At 74.4% G+C, this 22,043-nt stretch carries 24 protein-coding genes and 1 pseudogene; 12 read left to right on the top strand and 13 right to left on the bottom strand.

What is annotated here, in order from left to right; translation table 11 throughout:
• Positions 1-45: 45 nt before the first annotated feature.
• From ABEA77_RS06690 to ABEA77_RS06675, 4 genes are all read right to left on the bottom strand, one after another.
• Positions 46-1,008: an electron transfer flavoprotein subunit alpha/FixB family protein gene (locus ABEA77_RS06690; protein WP_345642540.1), complete on the bottom strand. Its 963-nt coding sequence runs from the start codon at positions 1,006-1,008 to the stop codon at positions 46-48.
• Positions 1,009-1,068: 60 nt separating this feature from the next.
• On the bottom strand, positions 1,069-1,854 hold the full coding sequence (locus ABEA77_RS06685) for an electron transfer flavoprotein subunit beta/FixA family protein (protein WP_345642538.1): 786 nt from the start codon (positions 1,852-1,854) through the stop codon (positions 1,069-1,071).
• Positions 1,855-2,039: 185 nt separating this feature from the next.
• Positions 2,040-2,564: a flavin reductase family protein gene (locus tag ABEA77_RS06680; RefSeq protein WP_345642536.1), complete on the bottom strand. Its 525-nt coding sequence runs from the start codon at positions 2,562-2,564 to the stop codon at positions 2,040-2,042.
• Positions 2,561-2,893 carry a TlpA family protein disulfide reductase gene (locus ABEA77_RS06675; protein WP_345642534.1) on the bottom strand — a complete coding sequence of 111 codons (333 nt, stop codon included), beginning with the start codon at positions 2,891-2,893 and terminating at the stop codon, positions 2,561-2,563. Before ABEA77_RS06675 ends, ABEA77_RS06680 begins: the two co-directional genes overlap by 4 nt.
• Before the next feature lie 236 nt (positions 2,894-3,129).
• Between ABEA77_RS06675 and ABEA77_RS06670 the strand changes: the two genes are divergently transcribed.
• Positions 3,130-3,855 carry a lysophospholipid acyltransferase family protein gene (locus ABEA77_RS06670; protein ID WP_345642636.1) on the top strand — a complete coding sequence of 242 codons (726 nt, stop codon included), beginning with the start codon at positions 3,130-3,132 and terminating at the stop codon, positions 3,853-3,855.
• A gap of 58 nt (positions 3,856-3,913) precedes the next feature.
• Here the strand turns inward: ABEA77_RS06670 and ABEA77_RS06665 are convergent, their stop codons facing one another.
• From ABEA77_RS06665 to ABEA77_RS06655, 3 genes are read right to left on the bottom strand one after another with little or no spacing between them, the layout of a single operon-like run.
• Positions 3,914-5,032 (bottom strand): threonine aldolase family protein, encoded by a 1,119-nt coding sequence (locus ABEA77_RS06665; protein ID WP_345642531.1) that lies wholly within the window; start codon positions 5,030-5,032, stop codon positions 3,914-3,916.
• Positions 5,002-5,826: an SDR family NAD(P)-dependent oxidoreductase gene (locus ABEA77_RS06660; RefSeq protein WP_345642529.1), complete on the bottom strand. Its 825-nt coding sequence runs from the start codon at positions 5,824-5,826 to the stop codon at positions 5,002-5,004. The genes ABEA77_RS06665 and ABEA77_RS06660 overlap by 31 nt, the downstream gene beginning before the upstream one ends.
• A gap of 45 nt (positions 5,827-5,871) precedes the next feature.
• A complete protein-coding gene (locus ABEA77_RS06655; protein ID WP_345642527.1) occupies positions 5,872-7,287 on the bottom strand; it encodes a DUF6421 family protein in 1,416 nt (471 codons plus the stop codon).
• A gap of 285 nt (positions 7,288-7,572) precedes the next feature.
• Between ABEA77_RS06655 and ABEA77_RS06650 the strand changes: the two genes are divergently transcribed.
• Entirely contained in the window at positions 7,573-8,223 is a 651-nt protein-coding gene (locus ABEA77_RS06650; protein WP_345642633.1) for a glycerophosphodiester phosphodiesterase, read from the top strand.
• 46 nt (positions 8,224-8,269) lie between these two features.
• Here ABEA77_RS06650 and ABEA77_RS06645 read toward each other — a convergent pair whose 3' ends face one another.
• A complete protein-coding gene (locus ABEA77_RS06645) occupies positions 8,270-8,863 on the bottom strand; it encodes a GNAT family N-acetyltransferase (protein ID WP_345642524.1) in 594 nt (197 codons plus the stop codon).
• Positions 8,864-9,054: 191 nt separating this feature from the next.
• A pseudogene (locus ABEA77_RS06640) lies at positions 9,055-9,210 on the bottom strand (alpha-mannosidase); the annotation flags it as partial.
• Here ABEA77_RS06640 and ABEA77_RS06635 point away from each other — a divergent pair.
• Complete coding sequence (locus tag ABEA77_RS06635) at positions 9,199-9,393, top strand: hypothetical protein (protein WP_345642647.1); 195 nt, start codon at positions 9,199-9,201, stop codon at positions 9,391-9,393. The pseudogene ABEA77_RS06640 and the gene ABEA77_RS06635 sit on opposite strands and share 12 nt — an antisense overlap.
• Before the next feature lie 101 nt (positions 9,394-9,494).
• On the opposite strand, the gene ABEA77_RS06630 is transcribed toward ABEA77_RS06635, so the two are convergent.
• Positions 9,495-10,760, bottom strand: a complete 1,266-nt coding sequence (locus ABEA77_RS06630; RefSeq protein WP_345642522.1) for a glycoside hydrolase family 99 protein — start codon at positions 10,758-10,760, stop codon at positions 9,495-9,497.
• Between the two features lie 448 nt (positions 10,761-11,208).
• Between ABEA77_RS06630 and ABEA77_RS06625 the strand changes: the two genes are divergently transcribed.
• The 5 genes from ABEA77_RS06625 to ABEA77_RS06605 all read left to right on the top strand — a co-directional run bounded on the left by ABEA77_RS06625 (position 11,209) and on the right by ABEA77_RS06605 (position 15,134).
• Entirely contained in the window at positions 11,209-11,826 is a 618-nt protein-coding gene (locus tag ABEA77_RS06625) for a DUF5134 domain-containing protein (RefSeq protein WP_345642519.1), read from the top strand.
• A gap of 119 nt (positions 11,827-11,945) precedes the next feature.
• On the top strand, positions 11,946-12,881 hold the full coding sequence (locus ABEA77_RS06620) for a M56 family metallopeptidase (RefSeq protein ID WP_345642516.1): 936 nt from the start codon (positions 11,946-11,948) through the stop codon (positions 12,879-12,881).
• 76 nt (positions 12,882-12,957) lie between these two features.
• The gene (locus ABEA77_RS06615) at positions 12,958-13,608 is read left to right on the top strand and encodes a phosphatase PAP2 family protein (protein WP_345642513.1); all 651 of its coding nucleotides are present in this window, start codon (positions 12,958-12,960) and stop codon (positions 13,606-13,608) included.
• Between the two features lie 19 nt (positions 13,609-13,627).
• Positions 13,628-14,338 (top strand): HAD family hydrolase, encoded by a 711-nt coding sequence (locus tag ABEA77_RS06610; protein ID WP_345642510.1) that lies wholly within the window; start codon positions 13,628-13,630, stop codon positions 14,336-14,338.
• 157 nt (positions 14,339-14,495) lie between these two features.
• Positions 14,496-15,134, top strand: a complete 639-nt coding sequence (locus tag ABEA77_RS06605; protein ID WP_345642507.1) for a TetR/AcrR family transcriptional regulator — start codon at positions 14,496-14,498, stop codon at positions 15,132-15,134.
• A gap of 20 nt (positions 15,135-15,154) precedes the next feature.
• On the opposite strand, the gene ABEA77_RS33925 is transcribed toward ABEA77_RS06605, so the two are convergent.
• Together ABEA77_RS33925 and ABEA77_RS06590 are read right to left on the bottom strand one after the other, a co-directional pair.
• Positions 15,155-16,117, bottom strand: a complete 963-nt coding sequence (locus ABEA77_RS33925; protein ID WP_425588211.1) for a DUF6214 family protein — start codon at positions 16,115-16,117, stop codon at positions 15,155-15,157.
• A 112-nt stretch (positions 16,118-16,229) separates the two neighbouring features.
• Positions 16,230-16,577 (bottom strand): ArsR/SmtB family transcription factor, encoded by a 348-nt coding sequence (locus ABEA77_RS06590; RefSeq protein ID WP_345642504.1) that lies wholly within the window; start codon positions 16,575-16,577, stop codon positions 16,230-16,232.
• 217 nt (positions 16,578-16,794) lie between these two features.
• On the opposite strand from ABEA77_RS06590, the gene ABEA77_RS06585 reads away from it, so the two are divergent.
• The 4 genes from ABEA77_RS06585 (at position 16,795) to ABEA77_RS06570 (ending at position 20,720) form a co-directional block, all read left to right on the top strand.
• The gene (locus ABEA77_RS06585) at positions 16,795-17,874 is read left to right on the top strand and encodes an NADH:flavin oxidoreductase/NADH oxidase (RefSeq protein ID WP_345642502.1); all 1,080 of its coding nucleotides are present in this window, start codon (positions 16,795-16,797) and stop codon (positions 17,872-17,874) included.
• A 120-nt stretch (positions 17,875-17,994) separates the two neighbouring features.
• Complete coding sequence (locus ABEA77_RS06580) at positions 17,995-18,657, top strand: uracil-DNA glycosylase (protein ID WP_345642630.1); 663 nt, start codon at positions 17,995-17,997, stop codon at positions 18,655-18,657.
• On the top strand, positions 18,654-19,634 hold the full coding sequence (locus tag ABEA77_RS06575; RefSeq protein ID WP_345642499.1) for a BadF/BadG/BcrA/BcrD ATPase family protein: 981 nt from the start codon (positions 18,654-18,656) through the stop codon (positions 19,632-19,634). The genes ABEA77_RS06580 and ABEA77_RS06575 overlap by 4 nt, the downstream gene beginning before the upstream one ends.
• A 159-nt stretch (positions 19,635-19,793) precedes the next feature.
• Positions 19,794-20,720: a sirohydrochlorin chelatase gene (locus ABEA77_RS06570; protein ID WP_345642497.1), complete on the top strand. Its 927-nt coding sequence runs from the start codon at positions 19,794-19,796 to the stop codon at positions 20,718-20,720.
• Between the two features lie 85 nt (positions 20,721-20,805).
• On the opposite strand, the gene ABEA77_RS06565 is transcribed toward ABEA77_RS06570, so the two are convergent.
• A complete protein-coding gene (locus ABEA77_RS06565) occupies positions 20,806-21,858 on the bottom strand; it encodes a lactonase family protein (protein ID WP_345642495.1) in 1,053 nt (350 codons plus the stop codon).
• Positions 21,859-22,043: the final 185 nt, after the last annotated feature.

The raw sequence follows: 22,043 nt of genomic DNA, 5'->3' as shown, positions 1-22,043 counted from the left end.
TGTACATGCCGCGCGTCCCGGGCCCTGCCGCCCGCCGTGCCGAGGTCAGCCCTTGCGGGCCTTGACCTCATCGGTCAGCTGCGGCACGACGTCGAACAGGTCGCCGACGACGCCGTAGTCGACCAGGTCGAAGATCGGCGCCTCGGCGTCCTTGTTGATGGCGACGATCGTCTTCGAGGTCTGCATGCCGGCCCTGTGCTGGATCGCACCGGAGATGCCGGAGGCGATGTAGAGCTGCGGGGAGACGGACTTGCCGGTCTGGCCCACCTGGTTGGAGTGCGGGTACCAGCCGGCGTCGACCGCGGCGCGCGAGGCGCCCACCGCGGCGCCGAGCGAGTCGGCGAGCGCCTCGATGACCGCGAAGTTCTCCGCGCCGTTGACGCCGCGTCCGCCGGAGACGACGATCGCGGCCTCGGTGAGCTCGGGGCGGCCCGTCGACTCGCGCGGCTCGCGGGAGACGACCTTGGTGCCCGCGGCCGCGTCGGAGAAGGAGACGGAGAGCGGCTCGGGCGTCCCGGCCGCGGCGGCCGGCTCGACCTGCGCCGAGTTGGGCTTCACGGTGATGACCGGAGCACCCTTGGTGACACGGGACTTGGTGCTGTACGCGGCGGCGAAGACGGACTGCGTGGCGACCGGGCCCTCGTCGCCGGCCTCCACGTCGACGGCGTCGGTGATCAGGCCGGAGCCGATGCGCACGGCGAGGCGCGCGGCGATCTCCTTGGCCTCGCCCGAGGAGGGCAGCAGCACGGCGGCGGGCGACACGCTGTCGTACGCGGCCTGGAGCGCGTCGACCTTCGGTACGACGAGGTAGTCGGCGAACTCCGGTGCGTCGGCGTGCAGTACGCGGACCGCGCCGTGCTCGCCGAGCGTGGCGGCGGTCGACTCGGCGCCGGCGCCGAGCGCGACGGCGACCGGCTCGCCGAGGCGCCTGGCCAGCGTCAGAAGTTCGAGGGTGGGCTTGCGGACGGCACCGTCCACGTGGTCGACATAGACGAGAACTTCAGCCATGGGACTGCTCTCCTGCGGATGTGGCGTACGGGGGCTGGGGCGTTGCCGCGGGGCGGCGGCTCAGATGAACTTCTGCTCCGCCAGGTAGGCGGCGAGCTGCTTGCCGCCCTCGCCCTCGTCCTTGACGATCGTGCCCTGGGTGCGCGCGGGCCGCTCGGCCACCGCGTCCACGGCGGTCCAGGCGCCGCCGAGGCCGACCTCGTCGGCGTCCAGGCCGAGGTCGCCCAGGTCGAGCGACTCGACCGGCTTCTTCTTCGCGGCCATGATGCCCTTGAAGGAGGGGTAACGCGCCTCGCCCGACTGGTCCGTGACGGACACGACGGCGGGCAGCGGGGCCTCCAGGCGCTCGGTGGCGGCGTCGCCGTCCCTGCGGCCCTTGACGGTGCCGTCCTCGACGGACACCTCGGAGAGCAGGGTGACCTGGGGGACGCCGAGGCGCTCCGCGAGCATCGCGGGCAGTACGCCCATGGTGCCGTCCGTGGAGGCCATGCCGCACACGACGAGGTCGTAGCCGGTCTTCTCGATCGCCTTGGCGAGGACCAGCGAGGTGCCGACCGCGTCGGTGCCGTGCAGGTCGTCGTCCTCGACGTGGACCGCCTTGTCCGCTCCCATCGAAAGGGCCTTGCGCAGCGCGTCCTTGGCGTCCTCGGGGCCGACCGTCAGGACGGTGATCTCGGCCTCGTCCGCCTCGTCGGCGATCTGGAGCGCCTGCTCGACGGCGTACTCGTCGAGCTCCGACAGGAGGCCGTCGGCCTCCTCGCGGTCGACGGTCAGGTCGTCGGCGAAGTTCCGGTCGCCGGCGGCGTCGGGCACGTACTTCACACAGACAACGATCCTCAAGCTCACGCCAGCTCCCTTGCACGTCTGTCCGTCGTCCTCAACGGGCTGCTCTTGGTTTGCATGCAAGCATATGCGCCCGTTGACGCCGTGGTTCGGCGCCCGCGACGGGCCGCCACGGCTAGATATTACTCGCCAGTACGGCCATGCTCTTCCACCTGCTGCCCGCTGAGCAAGCGCTTGTAACTGTGACCTCAGTCGCGTGCGGGGCCGAGGGCGTGGAAGCCGCCCTGGTGGTACAGGAGCGGGCGTCCCGCCCCGGCCGGGTCGCCCGTGACCGCCCGGGCGAGCACGATCCGGTGGTCGCCCGCCGGCACCCGCGCCTCGACGCGGCACACCAGCCAGGCCAGCACGCCGTCGAGCAGGGGGACGCCCTGCGGCCCCCTGGCCCAGGAGGTCGGCGGGCCGAACCGGTCGGCGCCGCTGCGCGCGAACCGCGCGGCGAGTTCCCGCTGGTGTTCGCCCAGGACGTGCACACCGACGTACTCGGCGTCGGCGAGCACAGGCCAGGACGAGGAGGTGGCGGACACGCCGAACGACACCATCGGCGGCTCGGCCGCCACCGAGGTGAGGGACGTCGCGGTGAACCCGACGGGTCCCGTGCCGTACGCCGTGATGACGGCGACGCCGGCCGCGTGGCGGCGGAAGACGGAGCGCAGCAGCTCGGGCGAGGCGGGCGCCTGCCCCGGGCGCGCGGTGCCGGCCTCGGGCGCCGTCACTTGACGGCCTCGCCGAGGGCGGCGATCACGTCGGCCTTGCGGGGCAGTCCCGCCGCCCTGCGCACGATGCGCCCTTGCGCGTCCAGCACCAGCACCGTCGGGGTGGACTGGACCCGCAGCGCGCGCACCAGGCCGAGATGGGCCTCGGCGTCGATCTCCACATGCGCGACGCCGCCGACCATGGAGGCCACCTCGCCGAGCGTGCGCCGGGTGGCGGCGCAGGGGCGGCAGAAGGCGCTGGAGAAGTGCACCAGGGTGGCCCGCTCCCCGAGGCCGGTACCGAGATCTGCGGCGCCGAGCCTGAGTACGCCGTGCTGCCCCTCCACCATGGCCTCCCACTCCGAGCCGTCGTCCGGCCGTCGTCGCGCGGAACCGGTCGCCCCGCACGGGGCATACCTACCCGCCCGGCAGGAGCGCGTGCGCGGCCTGCGATTATTCCGGGTGCGGGGCGCCCACGGGGCCGACGTGACGAGTATCTCCCGGCGCACGGCCGGTGAGGCTGGTCATGTCCCCGCGCATCGGGCACGATCGGCTCGACATGCCGAAGAAGAAGGGGTCCCCCCAGATGCCAGAGCTCGTCTATCGGCCGGTCATCGGCTTCGTGCGGTCGGTGTTCGCCGCGCTGGACATCAAGGTGGACGTGGACGGGTCGGAGAACATTCCGCGCACGGGCGGCGCCGTCCTCGTCAGCAACCACATCAGCTACCTGGACTTCGTCTTCGCCGGCCTGAGCGCCCTGCCGCAGAAGCGCCTGGTGCGCTTCATGGCCAAGGAGTCCGTCTTCCGGCACAGGGTCTCAGGCCCGCTGATGCGCGGCATGAAGCACATCCCCGTCGACCGCGACCGGGGCGAGAAGTCGTACGCGGACGCGCTGGCGTCGCTGCGCTCGGGCGAGGTCGTCGGGATCTTCCCGGAGTCGACCATCTCGCCGTCGTTCACGCTCAAGACGTTCAAGACCGGTGCCGTGCGGCTCGCCCAGGAGGCGGGGGTGCCGCTGGTCCCGATGGCGCTGTGGGGCTCGCAGCGGCTGTGGACCAAGGGCAGGCCGCGCAACTTCCGCCGCAGCCACATCCCGGTGACCGTGCGGGTCGGGGAGCGCGTGGAGGCGCCCGAGGGGCAGTACGCGGGCCCGATCACCCGCAGGCTGCGCGAGCGCGTGCAGGAGCTGCTGGAGGCGGCGCAGCGCGCCTACCCGGCCAGGCCGAGGGACGCCGCGGACTCCTGGTGGCTGCCTGCCCACCTCGGCGGCACGGCCCCGGCCCCGGCCGAGGCGCGCGAGGCGGGCGCCTGAGCCGCCGGGGTGCGGGGGCTCGGCCCGTTCTCCGCACCCCGGCGGGCCGTCCCGCGGGTCAGGCACCCGTCTCGCGGGCCATCTCCTCGGCGAGCGCCCTGACGAAGGAGTCGACGTCGTCCTCCGTGGTGTCGAAGGAGCACATCCAGCGCACCTCGCTGCGCGCCTCGTCCCAGAAGTAGAAGCGGAACTGCTTCTGGAGGCGGACCGCCACCTCGTGCGGGAGCCGTGCGAAGACGCCGTTGGCCTGCACCGGGTAGAGGATCTCCACGCCGTCGACCGCGCCCACGCCCTCGGCGAGGCGGCGCGCCATCGCGTTGCCGTGCCGGGCGCCGCGCAGCCACAGGTCGCCCGCCAGCAGCGCTTCGAGCTGGACCGAGACGAACCGCATCTTCGACGGGAGCTGGAGCGAGAGCTTGCGCAGGCGCTTCACCGCGCGGGCGGCGCCGGGGTTGAGCACGACGACGGCCTCACCGAAGACCATGCCGTTCTTGGTACCGCCGAAGGAGACCACGTCGACGCCCGCGTCGGTGGTGAACTCCCGTACCGGCACGGCGAGGGAGGCGGCCGCGTTGGCGATGCGGGCCCCGTCGAGGTGCACCGCCATCCCGTGCCCGTGGGCGTGCTCGCAGAGAGCCCTGATCTCGTCGGGCGTGTACAGCGTCCCGTACTCGGTGGACTGGGTGACCGAGACGACCTGCGGCATGGCCCGGTGCTCGTCGTCGAAGCCGAACGCCTGCCGGTCCACGAGCTCCGGGGTGAGCTTGCCGTCGGGCGTGGGGACCGTGAGGAGCTTGAGGGCGCCGACCCGCTCTGGCGCGCCGCCCTCGTCGGTGTTGATGTGGGCGCTCTCGGCGCAGATCACACCGCCCCACCGGTCCGCCATCGACTGGAGTGCGACGACGTTGGAGCCGGTGCCGTTGAAGACGGGGAACGTCTCGGCGGCGGGCCCGAAGTGGCCGCGTACGACGTCCTGGAGGTGGGCGGTGTACGCGTCCTCGCCGTAGGCGGTCTGGTGGCCGCCGTTGGCGAGGGCGAGCGCGGCGAGCACCTCGGGGTGCGCGCCCGCGTAGTTGTCGCTGGCGAAGCCGCGCACCGCGGGGTCGTGGTGGCGGCGGGCGTCGGTCTCACCCGCCGCCGCGGCGTTCAGGGTCGGTTCGGTTCCGGCGTCAGCCACAGACGGTGTCCATTCACTTCCTGTGCGGGCCGGTCCCAGAGTCCGGCGACGGCCTCGGCCAGGTCCCTGACGTCCGTGAAGCCCGCGAACTTCGCATCGGGGCGCTCGGCGCGCATCGCGTCGTGCACCAGTGCCTTGATCACCAGGATCGCAGCAGCCGCGCGGGGCTCGGCGTCGCCCCCCGCCTTCGCGGCCCTGCGGAAGGAGTCGCCGAGCGCCAGGGTCCAGGCCTCGGCGGCGGCCTTGGCGGCGCCGTAGACGGCGTTGCCCGCCGTCGGCCTGGTCGCGCCGGCGGCGCTGACCAGGACGAATCGCGCGTCGCCGCTGCGCAGCAGGGCGTCGTGGAAGGCGAGGCTGGTGTGCTGGAGGGTGCGGACGAGGAGCTTGTCGAGCAGGTTCCAGTCGGCGAGGTCGGTCTCGCCGAAGGTCTTGGCGCCGCGCCAGCCGCCGACGAGGTGGACGAGGCCGTGGACGGCGCCGTGCTCCCTCTCGGCCCGGTCGGCCCAGTCGCGGGCCGCGGCGGCGTCGAGGAGGTCGACCTGCTCGCCGGTGACGCGGGCGCTGCCCGCGTAGGCGGCGGCCTCGACGACCTCGCCGAGGCGCTCGCGGTCGGCGTCCGCGGCGAGGACCGTGGCACCCGCGGCGGCGAGCCGCAGCACGGTGGCGCGGCCCGCGGGGCCCGCGGCCCCCGCGACCGCCACCACCCTGCCGTCGAGGGAGCGCGGGGCGGGCGCGTCGACGCGCTCGGCCGGGGTGGCGCCGCCCTGGGCGGCCGGTGTGGTGTCGCTGGTCATTCCGCTCCCCTGATCTCGTCCGTACCGCCGGTCACCGTACGCGGCTCAGGCGGCGCGCGCCCGGTCGGCCGCGGCCCGCTCGGGCGAGGCCGCGGTGATGCCCTTCGTGGAGGCCACGACGTTCTTCAGCTTCTTGGCGAGGGCCTCGTAGAACATGCTCAGCGGGAACTCGTCGGGCAGCACGTCGTCGACGAGCTTGCGGGGCGGCTGCGTCAGGTCGAGGGCGTCGGGGCCCTTGTGCCAGCGCGAGCCCGGGTGCGGGGCGAGGTAGGTGGAGACGAGCTCGTAAGCGGCGAACCAGTGGACCAGCTTCGGGCGGTCGATGCCCGCGCGGTAGAGGTCCTCGATCTCGGTGCAGAGCTTCTTGGTGACCTCGGGGGCCCTGTCCCAGTCGATGCGCAGGGTGTTGTCCGTCCAGCGGACGACATCGTGCCGGTGCAGGTAGGCGAAGAGGAGCTGGCCACCGAGTCCGTCGTAGTTCTTCACGCGGGAGCCGGTGACGGGGAAGCGGAACAGCCGGTCGAAGAGGATCGCGATCTGCACGTCGCGGCCCTGCGGCAGGCCCTCGGCCTCCAGGGCGACCGCCTCGCGGAAGGCGTTGAGGTCGCAGCGCAACTCCTCAAGGCCGTACATCCAGAACGGCTGGCGCTGCTTGATCATGAACGGGTCGAACGGCAGGTCGCCGTGGCTGTGCGTGCGGTCGTGGACCATGTCCCACAGGACGAACGCCTCCATGCAGCGCTCCTGGTCGTCCAGCATGGCGCGCACGTCGTCCGGCAGGTCGATGGAGAGCAGGTCGACGGCGGCGGCCGAGACGCGCCGGAAGCGCGCGGCCTCGCGGTCGCAGAAGATGCCGCCCCAGCTGAACCGTTCCGGCACCTCCCGCACGGCGATGGTCTCGGGGAAGAAGACCGCGGAGTTGGTGTCGTAGCCGGAGGTGAAGCCCTCGAAGGTGATGCCGCAGAAGAGGGGGTTGTCGTAGCGAGTGCGCTCCAGCTCGGCCAGCCAGTCGGGCCAGACCATGCGCAGGACGACCGCTTCGAGGTTGCGGTCGGGGTTGCCGTTCTGCGTGTACATGGGGAAGACGGCGAGGTGCTGGAGCCCGTCCACGCGGTGCGCGGCGGGCTGGAAGGCCAGCAGCGAATCCAGGAAGTCCGGCACGCCGAAACCACTCTCCGCCCATGCGCGCAGGTCGGCGACGAGGGCCCGGTGGTAGGCCGCATCGTGCGGCAGGAGCGGCGAGAGCCGCTCGACGGCGGCGGTGACGCGGTCGAGGGCCGCGCGTGCGGCCTGTCCGGTGGGGGCGGAATCGGCGTCGAAGTCGATGGAACCGTCAGGGGACTGCCAGGGCCTGATCTCCTCGACGGCACCCTTGAGCTCGGCCCACGCCGGGTGGTCGACCACCTTCGGGGCGTCGGATGTGGCCGTCTCGGCGGCACCCTGCACAAGAATTTCCGTCATGACACTTCCTCCACGGGAGAACCTCGCGTCAAGACACCGTATAAGCGAACGGTTCTCCACCACAAGGCGAGGCCGCCGGATTGTCCTGCCCAACCCCCTGATCGCCGTGGAATGTCCTGTCCCGAGCGGCGTACGGGCTTGCATCCGCAGCCGCGCGGGCCGCGTCGGCCCCGGCCTGTGTCTGCCCGTTAGGCTGCCGGTCACGCGGCCCGGGCGCCGGGCCCGGGCGCCGCCGGACGGAAGAAGAGAGCCTTGACGTTTCCCACCATTGGCCACCGCGGTGTGATGGGGGCCGAGCCCGAGAACACCCTGCGGTCGTTCCTGCGCGCCGAGCGCGTGGGCATGGACGCGATCGAGCTCGACCTCCACCTGAGCAAGGACGGCGCGCTCGTCGTCATGCACGACACGGAGGTGGACAGGACGACGGACGGCAGCGGCTCCATCGCCGAGCTCACCCTCGCCGAGCTGAAGGAACTGGACGCGGGCGGGGGCGAGCGGGTGCCGGTGTTCGAGGAGGTGCTCGACGCGGTCTCCTCCCCCCTCCAGGCCGAGATCAAGGACGCGGCCGCGGCACGGGCGCTCGCCGCCGTGATGCACGAGCGCTCGCTGGTGGAGCGGGTCGAGGTGTCGTCGTTCCACGACGAGGCGGTCGCCGAGATCGCGCGCCTCGTACCGGGGGTGCGCACCGTACTGATCGCCAGCCGGTGGGGCGGCGACGTGCTCGACCGGGCCAAGGCGGTCGGCGCGGCGACCGTCGCGCTCAACATCCGCAGGCTGACGCTGGAGACGGTGGAGCGCGCGCACGCCGAAGGGCTCAAGGTCCTCGGCTGGGTGGTCAACACCGAGGATCACCTGCGGCTCGCGCGGGCCCTGCGTATCGACGGGGTCACCACGGACCGGCCGGAGATCCGCGAGGCGACCCGGGCCGAGGGCTGACCCGTCCGCTTCCGGGGCGCGGCGCGGACCGCGCCCCGCAAGCGGGTCAGCGCGCGGCGCCCGCGTCCGCCGCCTCGGCGCCGCCGGCCGCGGCCCCGCAGGCGAGCGGCTTGACCAGCAGCTCGAACTCCAGGTCGTCCCTGGTGGGCAGGCCGAACCGCTCGTCGCCGTACGGGAAGGGCGTCTTGGCGCCCGTACGCCGGTAGCCGCACCGCTCGTACCAGGCGATCAGCTCCTTCCGCACGGTGATGACGGTCATCTGCATCTCGCGCGCGCCGAGTTCCTCGCGGGCGAGGCGCTCGACCTCGGCGATGACCCGGCGGCCGAGCCCGCCGCCCTGGAGGCCTGGGCGCACGGCGAACATCCCGAAGTAGGCGGCGCCGTCCCCCCGTTCCTCCAGCTGGCAGCAGGCGACGAGCGCGCCGTCCCGCTCCACCACGATCAGCCTGCTGGACGCGGCCTCGACGACCTCGAGCACGCCCTGCCTGTCGGTGCGCTGCCCGTCCAGGATGTCCGCCTCGCTGGTCCAGCCCGCCCGGCTCGACTCGCCCCGGTAGGCCGACTCCACCAGGGCGACGACCGCGTCCACGTCGTCAGGGGTGGCGTCGCGGTAGGTGAGCGGTCCTGGCTGGGGCTGCATGGCGCGGGAGTCCTTCCTGCGGCGGTACGGGGATCGTCCGAGCCTAACGCGGGCTCCGCGCGGCCCCGCGGGCGGCGGGGGTCACACCCCGCGCCGGGCGGCGGTGCACCTCTCCACCCGGTACCGGGTCCGCTCCAGTACCGGGTCCGCTCCAGATAGGCGGTGGTGGCCGCGGCACCGCTCCTGCCGCAGGCGCCCTCGTACGTCCGGTACGTGACGGGGCTGGTGGGCGGGGTGCCGGTGGCGGGCTCGAGCTGGCTGCCCTCGTGCCACTCGTTGAACGAGGTGATACTGACCCACGCCGGGGCCGCGCCGCCGTCGCCGCTCGTGATGGCGTGCTGCCACACCGTGCCGTACGTCGTGCCGTCCGCGCGCTCGACGGTCGGCGTGGTGTTGCCGGGGACGGCCGCGCGCGGCGGCTGCGGCGGGTCGAGGTCGAGCCGTCGGTGCTCAGCGCGCAGGCGGCCGCCGTGGGCGCGGCCTCGACGATCTTCCACGCGACGTTCGCCCCTCGCCTGCGGGGCCGCTAGGGAGTGCCGGTGACGTCGCGTCGTCCGCCCGGAGGGCGGGCCTCGCGGCGTCCGGTGTGTGCGCCCTCCGCCGCGCCGGGGGCGGAGGGCGCACGGCGGCGTCAGGCGACCGGCGGGGTGGGGCGGGTGGCGGTCAGGCCGATCTGCTTCTTCAGCATGCGGCCGCCGTCGCCGGTGAGCCGCAGGTAGTAGTCGGAGGAGCAGGCGGTGCCGTCCTCGTCCAGTGCGTAGATGCCGGAACCCGAGGGCACCGCCGCCGCGTTGGCCGCTGTCTTGGCGATCTGGTTGCCCTCGTTGAACTCGTCGTACATGGAGATGTAGATGCCCTGCACACCGAGGCGGCACATGTTGTAGAACTGCCGCCACATGAAGTCGCCGTGGGCGCGCTGGCGTTCCTGGAGGTCGCCGGGGAGCACACAGGGCTGGTAGTCGATGCCGTGGGACTGGCAGTCCGCGAGGTCCTGGGTCTGGACGTTGGCGTAGAAGTTGTCCACGTCGGCGATGGAGCCGATCCGCCCGACCATCCACGGCGAGATCATGTGGAGGGCGTGGTAGACGTCCAGGAACCCGGCACGCGAGTCGTCGGAGTTGGTGCGCCAGTGCGTGGGCACGCCGCCGATCACGTAACAGCCCTGCCCCTTGAACCAGTTGATGACGTCGAGGCAGGCGTCCGCGCTGAAGTCGTGGTTGCCGTCGTTGAACCCGAAGCCCCAGACGCAGACCACCGGCCTGCCGTTCTGCGTGGCGTACGCGGAGGACGCCGTGTGGGCCTTCATCTTGCCCGTCCAGTCCGCCTTGATCTCGGACTGCATGTTCGTCCAGCCGCTCACGTCGTACATGATGTAGAACTTCCGGCCGTGGCCCTCGGCCGCCTGGCGCACCTTCTGCGCCATGCCGTCGCGGGTGGGGCCCTCGGGGCTGTTGGGGTTGAAGCGCTGGAGGGCGGCCGTGTCGATGCCGTTCTGCTGCATCCACAGGAAGTGGGTGTCGACGGTCTGCTGGTCCCAGGAGGAGAACAGCTTCGCGGGGCCGCCGCCGTTCAGGTCCGCGTACGCCGTCTGATACGTACGGCTGAATTCACTCACGTCCGGCCAGGACTTGATGGTGGTATTGCTGGGCGACGGAGCCTGTCCGCCGTTCTGGCTGTAGTGCCACCAGCTGTTGATCGGAGCGCCGTCGCCGATACAGGCGAACCATCCCTGATAGCCGACGGATATCTTTCCGACCACGTCGCCTGGGCCTGAGGCGGCGGGGACCGCGCGGGCGCGGGGCGCCGCGCCCGCGGTGGCCTGCTGGGCGGCACCGAGGCCGAGGGCCGCGGTCGCGCCGAGCGCCGAGGTGATGACGTGCCGTCGTGAAATGGTCACCGAGGTGCTCCTCCGGTCGAATTCTGCCAGTCACTGCGAATAACCGGGGAAGTGGGGAGGTTCAGGCGGTGGCAGCCCGCCCGGCTTCCACGGGGACGCCCGTGCAACGTAGTCGGGCCGGGCCCTGGGCCACAAGACGCAGGAACGGGGCGGAATCGGCCGGGAATTCGCCGGACTGTCAGTCCAATTCTTTGACGCTTTCCGTTTGTTGCGGAATGCTCTGCCGGCGGGCGGCCGTCTCCCGGCACTGCCGCGGGCGACGGGTCCGCGCTCCCCGGTGCGGGCCGGTGCCCGGCCGCGCGGCGGCATGCCGCGCGCTCCTGCTGGGCATCTCCTCCCCGGAGCCCTCCGAACCTCCGGGGTGCCCGTGTTTCTTTCGTTCCTTTCGCTCCTCTCGGCCCTCCGGGGCTGTACGGTCCGACCGGCACATCGTGGAGGGTGGTGGCGGGTGCACGCGCCGTTGGTGGTGAGCTGGCTGCTCGTCGCGGTGTGCGCGGGGTCGGGCGCGTACTGCGTGGTCCGGGCCCGCAGCACGCCGCCCCCGGGTCGCGCCACGGCACGCGGCGAGGCGCTGATGGGCTTCGGCATGGCCGCCATGGCACTGCCCGTGGCCGCGCCCGCGCCGCCGGGCTGGGTGTGGACGGGGTACGCCGCGCTGTTCGGCGCGGGCGCTCTCGCCGCGGGCGCAGGCGCGGCGGTGCGCCGCGGCCTCACCGGCCACCACCTGCACCACCTCCTCGGCATGGCGGCCATGGCCTACATGGCGTGGGCGATGGCGGCCGCCCCGGAGGGCGGCGCCACGGTGGCCGGCATGGCCGGGATGGCGGGCATGAAGGCCACCGTGGCGCCGCCCGCGGTGACCGGCGCGCTGCTGCTCTACTTCGCCGGCTACGTGCTGTGGGCGGGCGCGCGACTGCTGCCCGGCGCGGTGGTGGCGGGCGCCGCGGGCGGCCGGGGGGCGGCGCAGGGCGGAACCGGGCCCCGGTGGGGCGAGCGGCCGGAACTGGCCCTCGCCTGCCGCCTTTCGATGGCGACCGCCATGGTGGCGATGCTGCTCACGCTCTGACGCGTCCGGCGCCCCGCGCGGGCGCGCGCCGGAGCGCACGCGGCCACCGCGAGCGTGTCCTGCGTCACTTGGCCGCCGCGGCCTTATCCGGGGTGCCGCCGCACTCATAGGCTGGCCCCATGGTGGTCTCGCTGGCGCTGTTGCTGCTCGGGACGCTCGCCGCCGTCGTGGCGCCGCGCGTGCTCTCACGGGCGGACTGGCGCGAGCGAGAGCCGGTGGTGGCGCTGTGGGTGTGGCAGTGCGTGGTCGCCGCCGTCCTGCTGAGTTTCGCCCTCTCGATGGTCTTCAGCGCCGCCGCCACCTGGGCCTCCGTGCGGGGCCATGTCTTCGCGACGGCGCCCGCGGGCGTCGTGCGGGCGTACGCGCTCGACGGGCACCGGCCCTGGTCGGCGGCGCTGGCGATCGTCCTGGCGAGTGGCGGCCTGTGGACGGCCGCCATGCTGACCCGGGAGATCCACCGGGCCCGTGCGCGGCGCAGGCGGCGGCGCGGGGAACTGCTCGTGCGCTCGCCCGTCCTGCCGGGCGAGGAGCCGGGCGGGGACCCGCTTGTGGTCCTGGAGGGCGACCGGCCGGACGCCTGGTGGCTGCCGGGCGCCGCGCCCCAGCTGGTGATCACGACGGCGGCGCTGCGCCGCCTCAAGGACCGGCAGCTCGACGCCGTGCTCGCGCACGAGCAGGGCCACGCGCGGGCGCGCCACGACTGGCTGCGGCACTGCTCGGCCGCACTGGCCGAGGGCTTCCCCCAGATTCCGGTGTTCGCGGCGTTCCGCGACGAGATCCACCGGCTGGTGGAGCTGGCGGCCGACGACTCGGCGTCCCGCCGCTACGGGCACCGCGCGATAGCCCTCGCGCTGGTCGAACTGAACGAGGAGCGAGGCGTGTTCGGGCCGGCGCCGGCCTCCGACACGGAGCTGCCGCACCGGGTCGACCGGCTGCTCTCACCGGTCCCCCGGCTGGCCCCGATCCGCAGGCTGCGGCTCACGGCGGCCGCCGCGCTCGTGCCGGCCGTGCCGCTGCTCGTGGCGCTGGTGCCGGGGCTGCGGGCCCTGGGCTGAGCCCGGCCGGGTGGCCGGGCGGGCCGACCGGGGAGGCGTGCGCGTGGAGCGGCCGTTCCGGGCAAGGATCACGGCCATGCGCCGCACCGAGACACCCGCCGCCGTGGCCGCCGCGGTGAGCGGTACCGCGTTCGCCGTGCTCCTCGCCCTGGTCGCGGCCGGGTGGGAGCCGCTGCTCGCCCTCGACCGCGCGGTGGCGGTGGACCTGCACGGGGACGCGCTGGCGCGGCCCGGCCTCACGCGCACCGCCCGGGTGCTCACCGACTGGGTGTGGGACCCGTGGGCCATGCGCCTGCTGACGCTGGCGGCCGCCGCCGTGCTGTGGCGGCGCGGCGAACGGCCGTACGCGGTCTGTGCGCTGGGGGCGGCCCTCGCGGGGCCTGTGCTCCAGCAGGTGCTCAAGTCCGCGGTCGGCAGGGACCGTCCGCGCTGGCGCCACCCGGTGGACTCGGCGCACTTCGCCGCGTTCCCCTCGGGGCACGCGGCGGCCGCGGTGGTCGCGTGCGGGCTGCTGCTGTGGATGCTGCGGCGCCACGGCGTGTCGGGCGCGCGGTGGGCGGCGGCGCTGGCCGCGGGCGCGGTCTCGGCGGCGGGCGCCGGGGCAACCCGGCTGTGGCTCGGGGTGCACTGGCTGTCGGACGTGGTCGGCGGGTGGCTGCTCGGGGTGTGCGTTGTCGCGTTGTCCGTCGTCTGTTACGGGCGTTTGGCCTTGTCCCGGGCACGGTGATCCCGCAAGGATTCGGTCCATGACGTTCAAGGCAGTCCTCTTCGACTTCTCAGGGACCCTGTTCCGTATCGAATCGGCCAAGTCGTGGCTGAGCTCGGCGCTCGCGCAGACCGGCGTCGACATGCCCGCCGACGAGGTGCGGCGCAGCGCGATGCGGCTGGCCGTCGCGGGCGCGCTGCCCGGCGGGCCGCTCCCGGAGCGCGTTCCTGACCACCTCGCGCGGGCGTGGGCGGCGCGGGATGAGAGCGCGGAGCTGCACCGTGCGGCGTACACGGGCGTCGCGCGCCAGGTGGAACTGCCGGACGAGGCCCTGTACGACGCGCTCTACGAGCGCCACATGGCGCCTGCCGCGTGGCGCCCGTACGCGGACACGGCCGAGGTGCTCGGCGGGCTGCGGCGCGCGGGCATCGCGGTCGGCGTCGTCAGCAACATCGGCTGGGACCTGCGCCCGGTGTTCCGCGCGCACGGCATGGACGGCCTGGTGGACGCGTACGTCCTGTCGTACGAGCACGGCACGCAGAAACCCGACCCGCGGCTGTTCCGGACGGCCTGCGACGAACTGGGCCAGGACCCGCACGACGTGCTGATGGTCGGCGACAGCAGGACGGCGGACGGCGGCGCGGCGGCACTCGGCTGCGAGGTGTTCTTCGTGGACCACCTGCCGGTGGAGGAGCGGCCCACGGGGCTGCGCCCGGTGCTCCAGCTCGCGGGGGCCGGCGCGCTCTCCTGAGGGGGCGCTCTCCGCGCGGAGACATGAGAAAACCGTCTGCCTTGGGCGATCCCCCGCGTCGCCCAAGGCAGACGAGCCCAGCCGACAGGACCCGCACGGGTCCGCGGCAAGACGCATTGAGTATATTGGCTAAGAGCCAGTCAACGCAGGAGTAAGCATGTCTCCCCGAAGCCCAGAGGTCAACGAGGAAATGCGTCGACGCTCGCGCGAGCGCCTGCTCGACGCCACCGTCGAGCTGGTCTCCGAGGCCGGGTACGAGGCGACGACACTGGCGGACATCGCCGACCGGGCCGGGTCGGCGCGGGGTCTCGTCTCGTACTACTTCCCGGGGAAGCGGCAGCTCCTCCAGTCGGCCGTGCACCGGCTGATGCACCGTACCCTCCAGGCCGGCCTCGAGCGAGAGCCGCGCACGGACGACGGCCGCGAGCTGATGGCGCGGGCCGTCGACGCCATCCTCGGCCTCGCGGTGTCCAGGCCGACGCTGATGCGCACCCACATGGCGGGGATCCTCCAGGCCGAGGGGTTCGTCCAGTGCCCCGAGCAGCAGCGCCTGGCCCAGCTGCTGCGCGAGACGGTGGTCAGCTACGGGTCCCGCGACCCGGACGCCGACTACCCGCTGCTGCGGTCGCAGCTGATGGGCGCCGTGTTCGCGATCCTCATCCCCGGCGCCGCCATGCCGCCCTCGCGGCTGCGGGCCGACCTCTTCCAGCGCTACGCGCTCGACTGGCACCTCGGCGCTCCTCCCGGCGGCGAGCCGCCCGCCGCCGCGGTGCGGGAGGCGCCGGTACGCGGCTGACCCGGCGCCCCCGTGCCGCCTCAGCCGCGTCTGCGGCGCGAGGGCAGGCGGCCCTCGTCGCGGGCGCCCGCGATCAGGCGCAGGCTGCGGCGCCTGCTGAAGCCCGTCGCGGCCATCACCGCGAGCACCGGGTCCTCGCCGCGCGCCCGCGCGGCCCGGTACACCTCCGCCACGTCCCGGCGCCGGGCGGCGCCCCACGGGGCGACGCCGCGGCCCCGGTGCCCCCCGCCCGCGGCGCCCCCGCCCTGCCCCCCGGGACCGCCGGGGGCGGCCGGATCGCCTGGCCCCTCGGCCACCGCGGGGCCGCCGGGGCCCGAGGGCCCGGCGGCCGGGCGCTCGTCCGCCACGGCCCGAGGCGCCCCTGACGGGACCGCGGGGGCCGGGCAGGTCCCCGCCGTGCCGGCGGCGGGCCCGCCCTCCCGGCCCGGGCCCGCGGCGCCTGGCCCGCCGAGGGCGAGGCCGCCCGGAGCCGCGCTCTCCGGCCACGCCCCGGAGCCGGGGCACCCGTCCTCGGCGGCACTCCCCTGCTCGGCCGCCGGGGGCGCCGTCCCGGAACCGGGATCCTCCGGCCGGACGGCGGGGGACGCTGTCAAGGAGCCTGGACCCGCGTCCGGGGCCGCGCCGCCCGGTCCGGCGGCCGGGGCCGCGGGCGGCTCGCCGGGAGGCGTGGCGCCGGACGAGGTCACCGAGGCACAGGCGGCCTGGAGCGGCGCGTGGAGGGCGCCGGCGAGGGCGGCGAGGCCCGAGAGCGGCAGCGGCGGGTCCGCCTGGGCGTCCTCGATGGCGATCGTGTCGCCGCGCAGCACGGCAAGTACGTCCACCCGCGCCCCGTCGGGCAGGGTGAGGCGCACGTCGAGCCAGGGCGGGCGGACCTGCTGCCCGGCCCCGGTCACCGTGCCGTATCCCTGCACCTCCCAGACGGGGAGGCCCTGCGCGGTGTACTGGTCACACTTTCGGGCGGTCATCAGCTTGTGTTCCGACACATTCACAACTTAATCAGGCAATCCACCCTCATCGCCGTGACGCGCCGTCACCCTCGGCCGTGCAGCGGAGCCCGCACGCCGGAGCCCCGCGCGGCGGGCCCCGTCCCGCCCGTCAGCCCGCCCCGCGCCCCGCCTGGGCCCGCGCCGCCCGCAGCACCCCGTCGAGCAGGCCGGGGAACAGGACCTCCAGGTCCTCGCGGCGCAGCCGGTTCATCTTGGCCGTCCCCCGGTACACCTGCTGGACCACCCCGCACTCGCGCAGCACGCGGAAGTGGTGGGTGAGCGTCGACTTGGCCACCGGCAGCCCGACCTGCGAGCAGGTGAGGCCCTCCGCCTCGCGCGCCACCTCGCACACGATCCGCAGGCGCTGCGGGTCGGACAGCGCGTGCAGGACGTCCTCCAGACGGATCTCGACCCGGGAGGGATGGGCGAGTTCACGCCGGTTCGTCTGGGCGGCCACAGCGACTCCCACTCCTCTGCGCGTCCGAGGACGCACGCCTCTGCGGACGCGTGTCCACTGTCGTGTCCCCCGCGGTGCGGCTCCGGCACGGACGCCTTTTCGCCCTGCGGGTCTCTCATCGTACGAGTCGCACCGGAGGCCCTTGTTTGACATATAGCGTAATACGAAAGGTATCGTACTAGTGCCCCCTCCGCCCCGCGTTCCGATTGGAGCTCCAGTGAGCGCCCTCTTCGAGCCCTACACCCTGCGATCGCTGACCCTTCCCAACCGGATATGGATGGCGGCGATGTGCCAGTACTCCGCCGAGGCGACGGGTCCCGGCGCGGGCGCGCCCGGCGACTGGCACTTCGCGCACCTGGCGGCGCGTGCCGCCGGCGGCACGGGGCTCATCATCACGGAGGCGACGGCGGTCAGCCCCGAGGGCCGCATCAGCCCGAACGACCTCGGCATCTGGAACGACACCCAGGTCGAGGCGTTCCGCAGGATCACCCGCTTCATCACGGACCAGGGCTCGGTCCCGGGCATCCAGCTGGCCCACGCGGGGCGCAAGGCGAGCACGCACGTGCCGTGGGAGGGCGGCGGCCCGGTCGCCCCCGAGGACGGCGGCTGGGACGTCGTCGCGCCGAGCGCCCTGCCGTTCGCCGAGGGCCACCCGGTGCCTGCCGAGCTGACCACCGGGGACATCGCAGGGGTCGTCGGACAGTTCGCCGACGCCGCCCGCCGGGCGCTCGACGCGGGCTTCCAGGTCGCCGAGGTGCACGGCGCCCACGGGTACCTGGTCCACCAGTTCCTCTCGCCGCACAGCAACCACCGCACCGACGCCTACGGCGGCTCCTTCGAGAACCGGATCAGGTTCGCCCTTGAGGTCGTCGACGCGGTGCGCGGCGTGTGGCCCGACGACCTGCCGGTGTTCTTCCGGGTCTCGGCGACCGACTGGCTCGACGAGAACGGCTGGACGCCCGAGGACACGGTCAGGCTCGCGGACGAACTGCTCGACCACGGCGTCGATCTGATGGACGTCTCCACCGGCGGGAACGCCTCCGGCGTGCGCATCCCCCTGCGCCCCGGCTACCAGGTGCCGTTCGCCGCGCGGGTCAGGGCCGCGACCCGGATGCCGGTCGCCGCGGTCGGACTGATCACCGAGCCCGAGCAGGCCGAGAAGATCCTCGCCAACGGCGAGGCGGACGCGGTGCTGCTCGCCCGCGAGCTGCTGCGCAACCCCTCGTGGGCGCAGCGCGCGGCCGCCGAACTCGGCGGCACGGCACACGTCCCCGTGCAGTACGCCCGCGCGTTCTGAGTCCGCCGTGCGGCTCCCCCGCCCGCCGTCCTCCTCCGCTTCGTCCGCGCGGGGGCGGCGGGCGGTCCGGTGATCGGGAGCTGCTGTCCACCAGTAGAGTGACGCCCCGTGGCACGACCGTTGAAAGAGACCGTGGAATCCGGCTGGGCCGACGCGCTGGAGCCCGTCGCCGGACGCATCGCCGCGATGGGCGACTTCCTGCGTGCGGAGATCGCCGCGGGCCGTACGTACCTCCCCGCGGGGGAGAACGTGCTCCGGGCCTTCAAGCAGCCCTTTGACGACGTACGGGTGCTGATCGTCGGCCAGGACCCGTACCCGACACCGGGGCACGCCGTGGGGCTGAGCTTCTCCGTGGCGCCCGATGTGCGCCCGCTGCCCGGCAGCCTGGAGAACATCTTCCGTGAGCTGCACGGCGACCTGGGCCTGCCGAGACCGTCGACCGGGGACCTGACACCGTGGACGCGGCAGGGCGTCCTGCTGCTCAACAGGGCGCTCACGACGGCGCCGCGCAAGCCCGCCGCACACCGGGGCAAGGGCTGGGAAGAGGTCACGGAGCAGGCGATCCGCGCGCTGGTGGCCCGCGGGAAGCCGCTGGTCTCGATCCTGTGGGGCCGCGACGCCCGCAATCTGCGGCCGCTGCTCGGCGACTACCCCGCGATCGAGTCGGCGCACCCCTCGCCCATGTCGGCGGACCGCGGGTTCTTCGGCTCGCGGCCGTTCAGCAAGGCCAACGACCTCCTGGTGCGCCAGGGCGCGGATCCGGTGGACTGGCGGCTTCCGTGATCCGGGTGCTGGGCGTCGACTCCGGCGGGTCGGGGCTCAGGATCGCGCTGGGGACCGCGCCGCGCAGGCGGCCCGAGGCCGTCCGCACGGCCGGTGCCGTCAGGTCCCGCGAGCCCGTGCGCACGGGTGCGCGCGGCATCGACGCGGACCACCTGCTCGCACAGGTGGTGCCGGCCGCGCGGGCCCTGCTGGCCGAGGCGGGAGAGCCTGGGCCGCTCGACGCGGTCGCCGTGGGCGCGGCCGGGATGGCGACGCTCGGCGGCGACCTGCGCGCCCGGCTGCCGGAGGCGCTCAGGAGCGCACTCGGCGTGCCGCGGCTCGCGCTGGCAGCCGACGCGGTCACCGCGTACGCGGGCGCCCTCGGCCGGCGGCAGGGCGCCGTCGTCGCCGGGGGCACGGGCTTGATCGCCCTCGGCACTGACCTGGAGGGATGGCGGCGCGCGGACGGCTGGGGCCATCTGCTCGGCGACTGCGGCGGCGGCGCGTGGATCGGCCGCGCGGGGCTCGAAGCGGCGCTGCGCGCGTACGACGGCAGGCGCGGCGGCTCGGCCGCGCTCCTGGCCCGCGCCGAGGCGGCTCTCGGGCCCGCGCCCGACCTGCCGGGGCTGCTGTACCCGCGCGCGGACCGGGCTGCGGTGCTCGCCTCCTTCGCTCCCGAGGTGGCCGCGTGCGCCGGGCACGACGCGGTGGCGGCCTCGGTCCTCGCGGCGGCGGCCGGGCACATCGCGGACGCGGCCGCAGCGGCATGCCCGCCGTCCGGCGACTGCCGGGTCGCCCTCACGGGTGGTCTGTTCGGCATCGGGGAGCCCCTTGCCGGGCCCGTACGCACGGAGTTGGCCGAGCGGCTGCCGCACGCGCCGCTGGTGGCGGCTGCGGGGGATCCGCTCGCGGGGGCGCTGCTGACGGCGGCGGCGCTGGCCGCGGGGGTGCCGCAGCTGCCGCTCGATCCGCGGCTGTTGTCCGTATCGCACCCCTGAGGCGCGAGGTGGCGGACGCGCCCGCGCACGCCCCCCGCGTGCGGGGATACCGCAGGGCGCATAACCGGAAAGCCATCTAAGAGACAAATGCGGACGGCTCGCTCGGATCTCGGGCCTGACCGAACGGCCGCACCGGTTAAACCAGTAGCATTCGGCGCCATGAGCACCCCCACTGGGCCCGCACCCGGCCTGCCCGTACGAATGCCGCGCCCCCGACAGTCGGGGCGCCACCGACGCCCGGAACCCGTGGCCGCTCCCCAGGGGGCGCCCACGCTGGTCCTCGCCGTGCCCGGCACACCCCGGCCCGGTGTCCGTGCGCTGGCCGACGAACTCGCCAGCATCACGCGCTCCGAGCTGCCGGGGCTCGAAGCCACGGCGGCGTTCCTCGAAGGCGACGACACCGACCGCGACTACCCGACGGTCGGCGGTGCGGTGGCGCGGGCCGCCGCGCTGCGCGACGAGCGGTACGAGCTGGCCAGGGCGGCCGGCCGGGAGGCGGCCGAGCCCGAGGGCCCGGCTGCCGTGGTCGTGCCGCTGCTCGCGGGGCCCGACGGCTCGCTGATCGCCCGGATACGCGGGGCCGTCGCGGAAAGCGGCGCGCAGGCGGAGGTCACCGACGTGCTCGGCCCGCACCCGCTGCTCGCGGAGGCGCTGCACGTCCGCCTCTCCGAGGCGGGGCTCGCGCGCGCCGACCGCGCCCGTCTGTTCACGGTGGCGACCGCGGCGGACGGCATCATCCTGGCGTCCGTGGGCGGCCAGGAGGCGGTGCAGACGGCCGGGATCACCGGCATGCTGCTCGCCGCGCGGCTCGCCGTACCGGTGATGGCCGCGGCGCTCGACGAGGAGGGCTCGGTGGCCTCCGTGGCGCAGCAGCTGCGGGACGCGGGCTCGTCCCAGCTGGCGCTCGCCCCGTACCTGGTCGGTCCCGAGCTGCCCGAGGGGCTCCTCGACTCGGCGGTCAAGGAGGCCGACTGCGCCACCGCGGAGCCGCTGGGCGCCTACCCGGCGATCGGCAAGCTGGTGCTGGCGCGCTATGTCGCGGCGACGGGCGTCGTCCCGCAGCCGCAGGAGTCGTCCGAGGCCTGACCCGGCGTCCGCCGCCGAGCTGCGGAAGGGGCCCGCGCGGAACGGCCGTTCCGGTCGGGCCCCTCGGCGTGCGCCGGGGTGCGCGTCAGCCGAAGACGACGCAGGACGGTGCGGGCAGGTCGAGGGAGCCGGCGCGTGCCGGAACGCCGGTGGCCGGGTCGATGTCGAACCAGGTCACGTCGCCCGAGTGCTCGTTGGCCGCGTAGAGGCGGCGGCCCGCCGGGTCGAGCGCGAGGTCGCGGGGCCAACGGCCGCCGCACGGCACGGTGGTGACCAGCTCCGCCCTCTCGCGGGTGTCGTCGAGGGCGAGCACGGAGATCGAGTCGGGACCGCGGTTGGCGGCCCAGACGTAGCGGCCGCCGCGGTCCACGACGATCGCGGAGGCGTTGCTCGTGTCGCGCCCCGGCACGTCCGCACCGAGGAGGGGCGCCTCCCCGAGCACGTCGAGCGTCCCGGTGCGGTCGTCGAAGCGGCACACGCTCAGCGAGGGGTGCAGTTCGTGCAGGACGTACGCGTGCCGCCCGTCCGGGTGGAAGGCCAGGTGGCGGGGGCCACGGCCGGGTGTCAGCAGCGTCTCGGAGTGGACGGCGAGCCGGCCGGCGGCCGGGTCGAGCCGGTAGACCCGCACCGCGTCGGTGCCGAGGTCCACGCCGAGCACCCAGCGCCCGCTGGGGTCGGGCAGCACCTGGTGGGCGTGCGGGCCCTCCTGGCGCTGGGGGTCGGGGCCCGTGCCCTCGTGCGCGTGGACGTCCGTCGCCTCACCGAGGGAGCCGTCGTCGGCGACGGGCAGCACGGTGAAACTGCCCGAGCCGTAGTTCGCGACGAGCAGGTGGCCGCCGGCCAGGGTGAGGTGCGCCGGTACGGCCGCCTTGAGCTCACGTGCGGGGCCGAGGGGGGCGAGGGTCCCGTCCGCGCCGGTCCTGAAGGCCGCGGCGAGCCCGTGGTCGGTCTCGGAGACGGCGTACAGGACGGACGCGTCGCCGGTCAGCTTCAGGTACGACGGGTCGGGCACGGCGTCGAGCACCGAGCGCACGGCGAGCGCCCCGGTGTCCGCCGCCACGTCCGCGACGGCGATGCCGCGGCCCCCCGCTCCCGTGTACGACCCGATGAAGGCGCGTCCGCCGTCGTGCTCGCTCACGCTCAACTCCCCTTGCTCCTGGTGGCTGCCGGCCGCTCGCGGGTGCCCGCACGGCGAGCGGGCCCCTGCGGGACCCGCCGTGCGCGGGGAGCACCCCGCGAGGCGGCCCCGGCGACCGTAGCAGGGGCGTTTGCGCTGGTACAGGGCGAGAAGGGGGCCGCGGGGCCCGGCGGGGGGTTCCTTGG

It is taken from the genome of Streptomyces tremellae (assembly GCF_039540215.1).
Taxonomy (GTDB): domain Bacteria; phylum Actinomycetota; class Actinomycetes; order Streptomycetales; family Streptomycetaceae; genus Streptomyces; species Streptomyces tremellae.
This window is presented reverse-complemented; position numbering and strand designations above follow the sequence as displayed.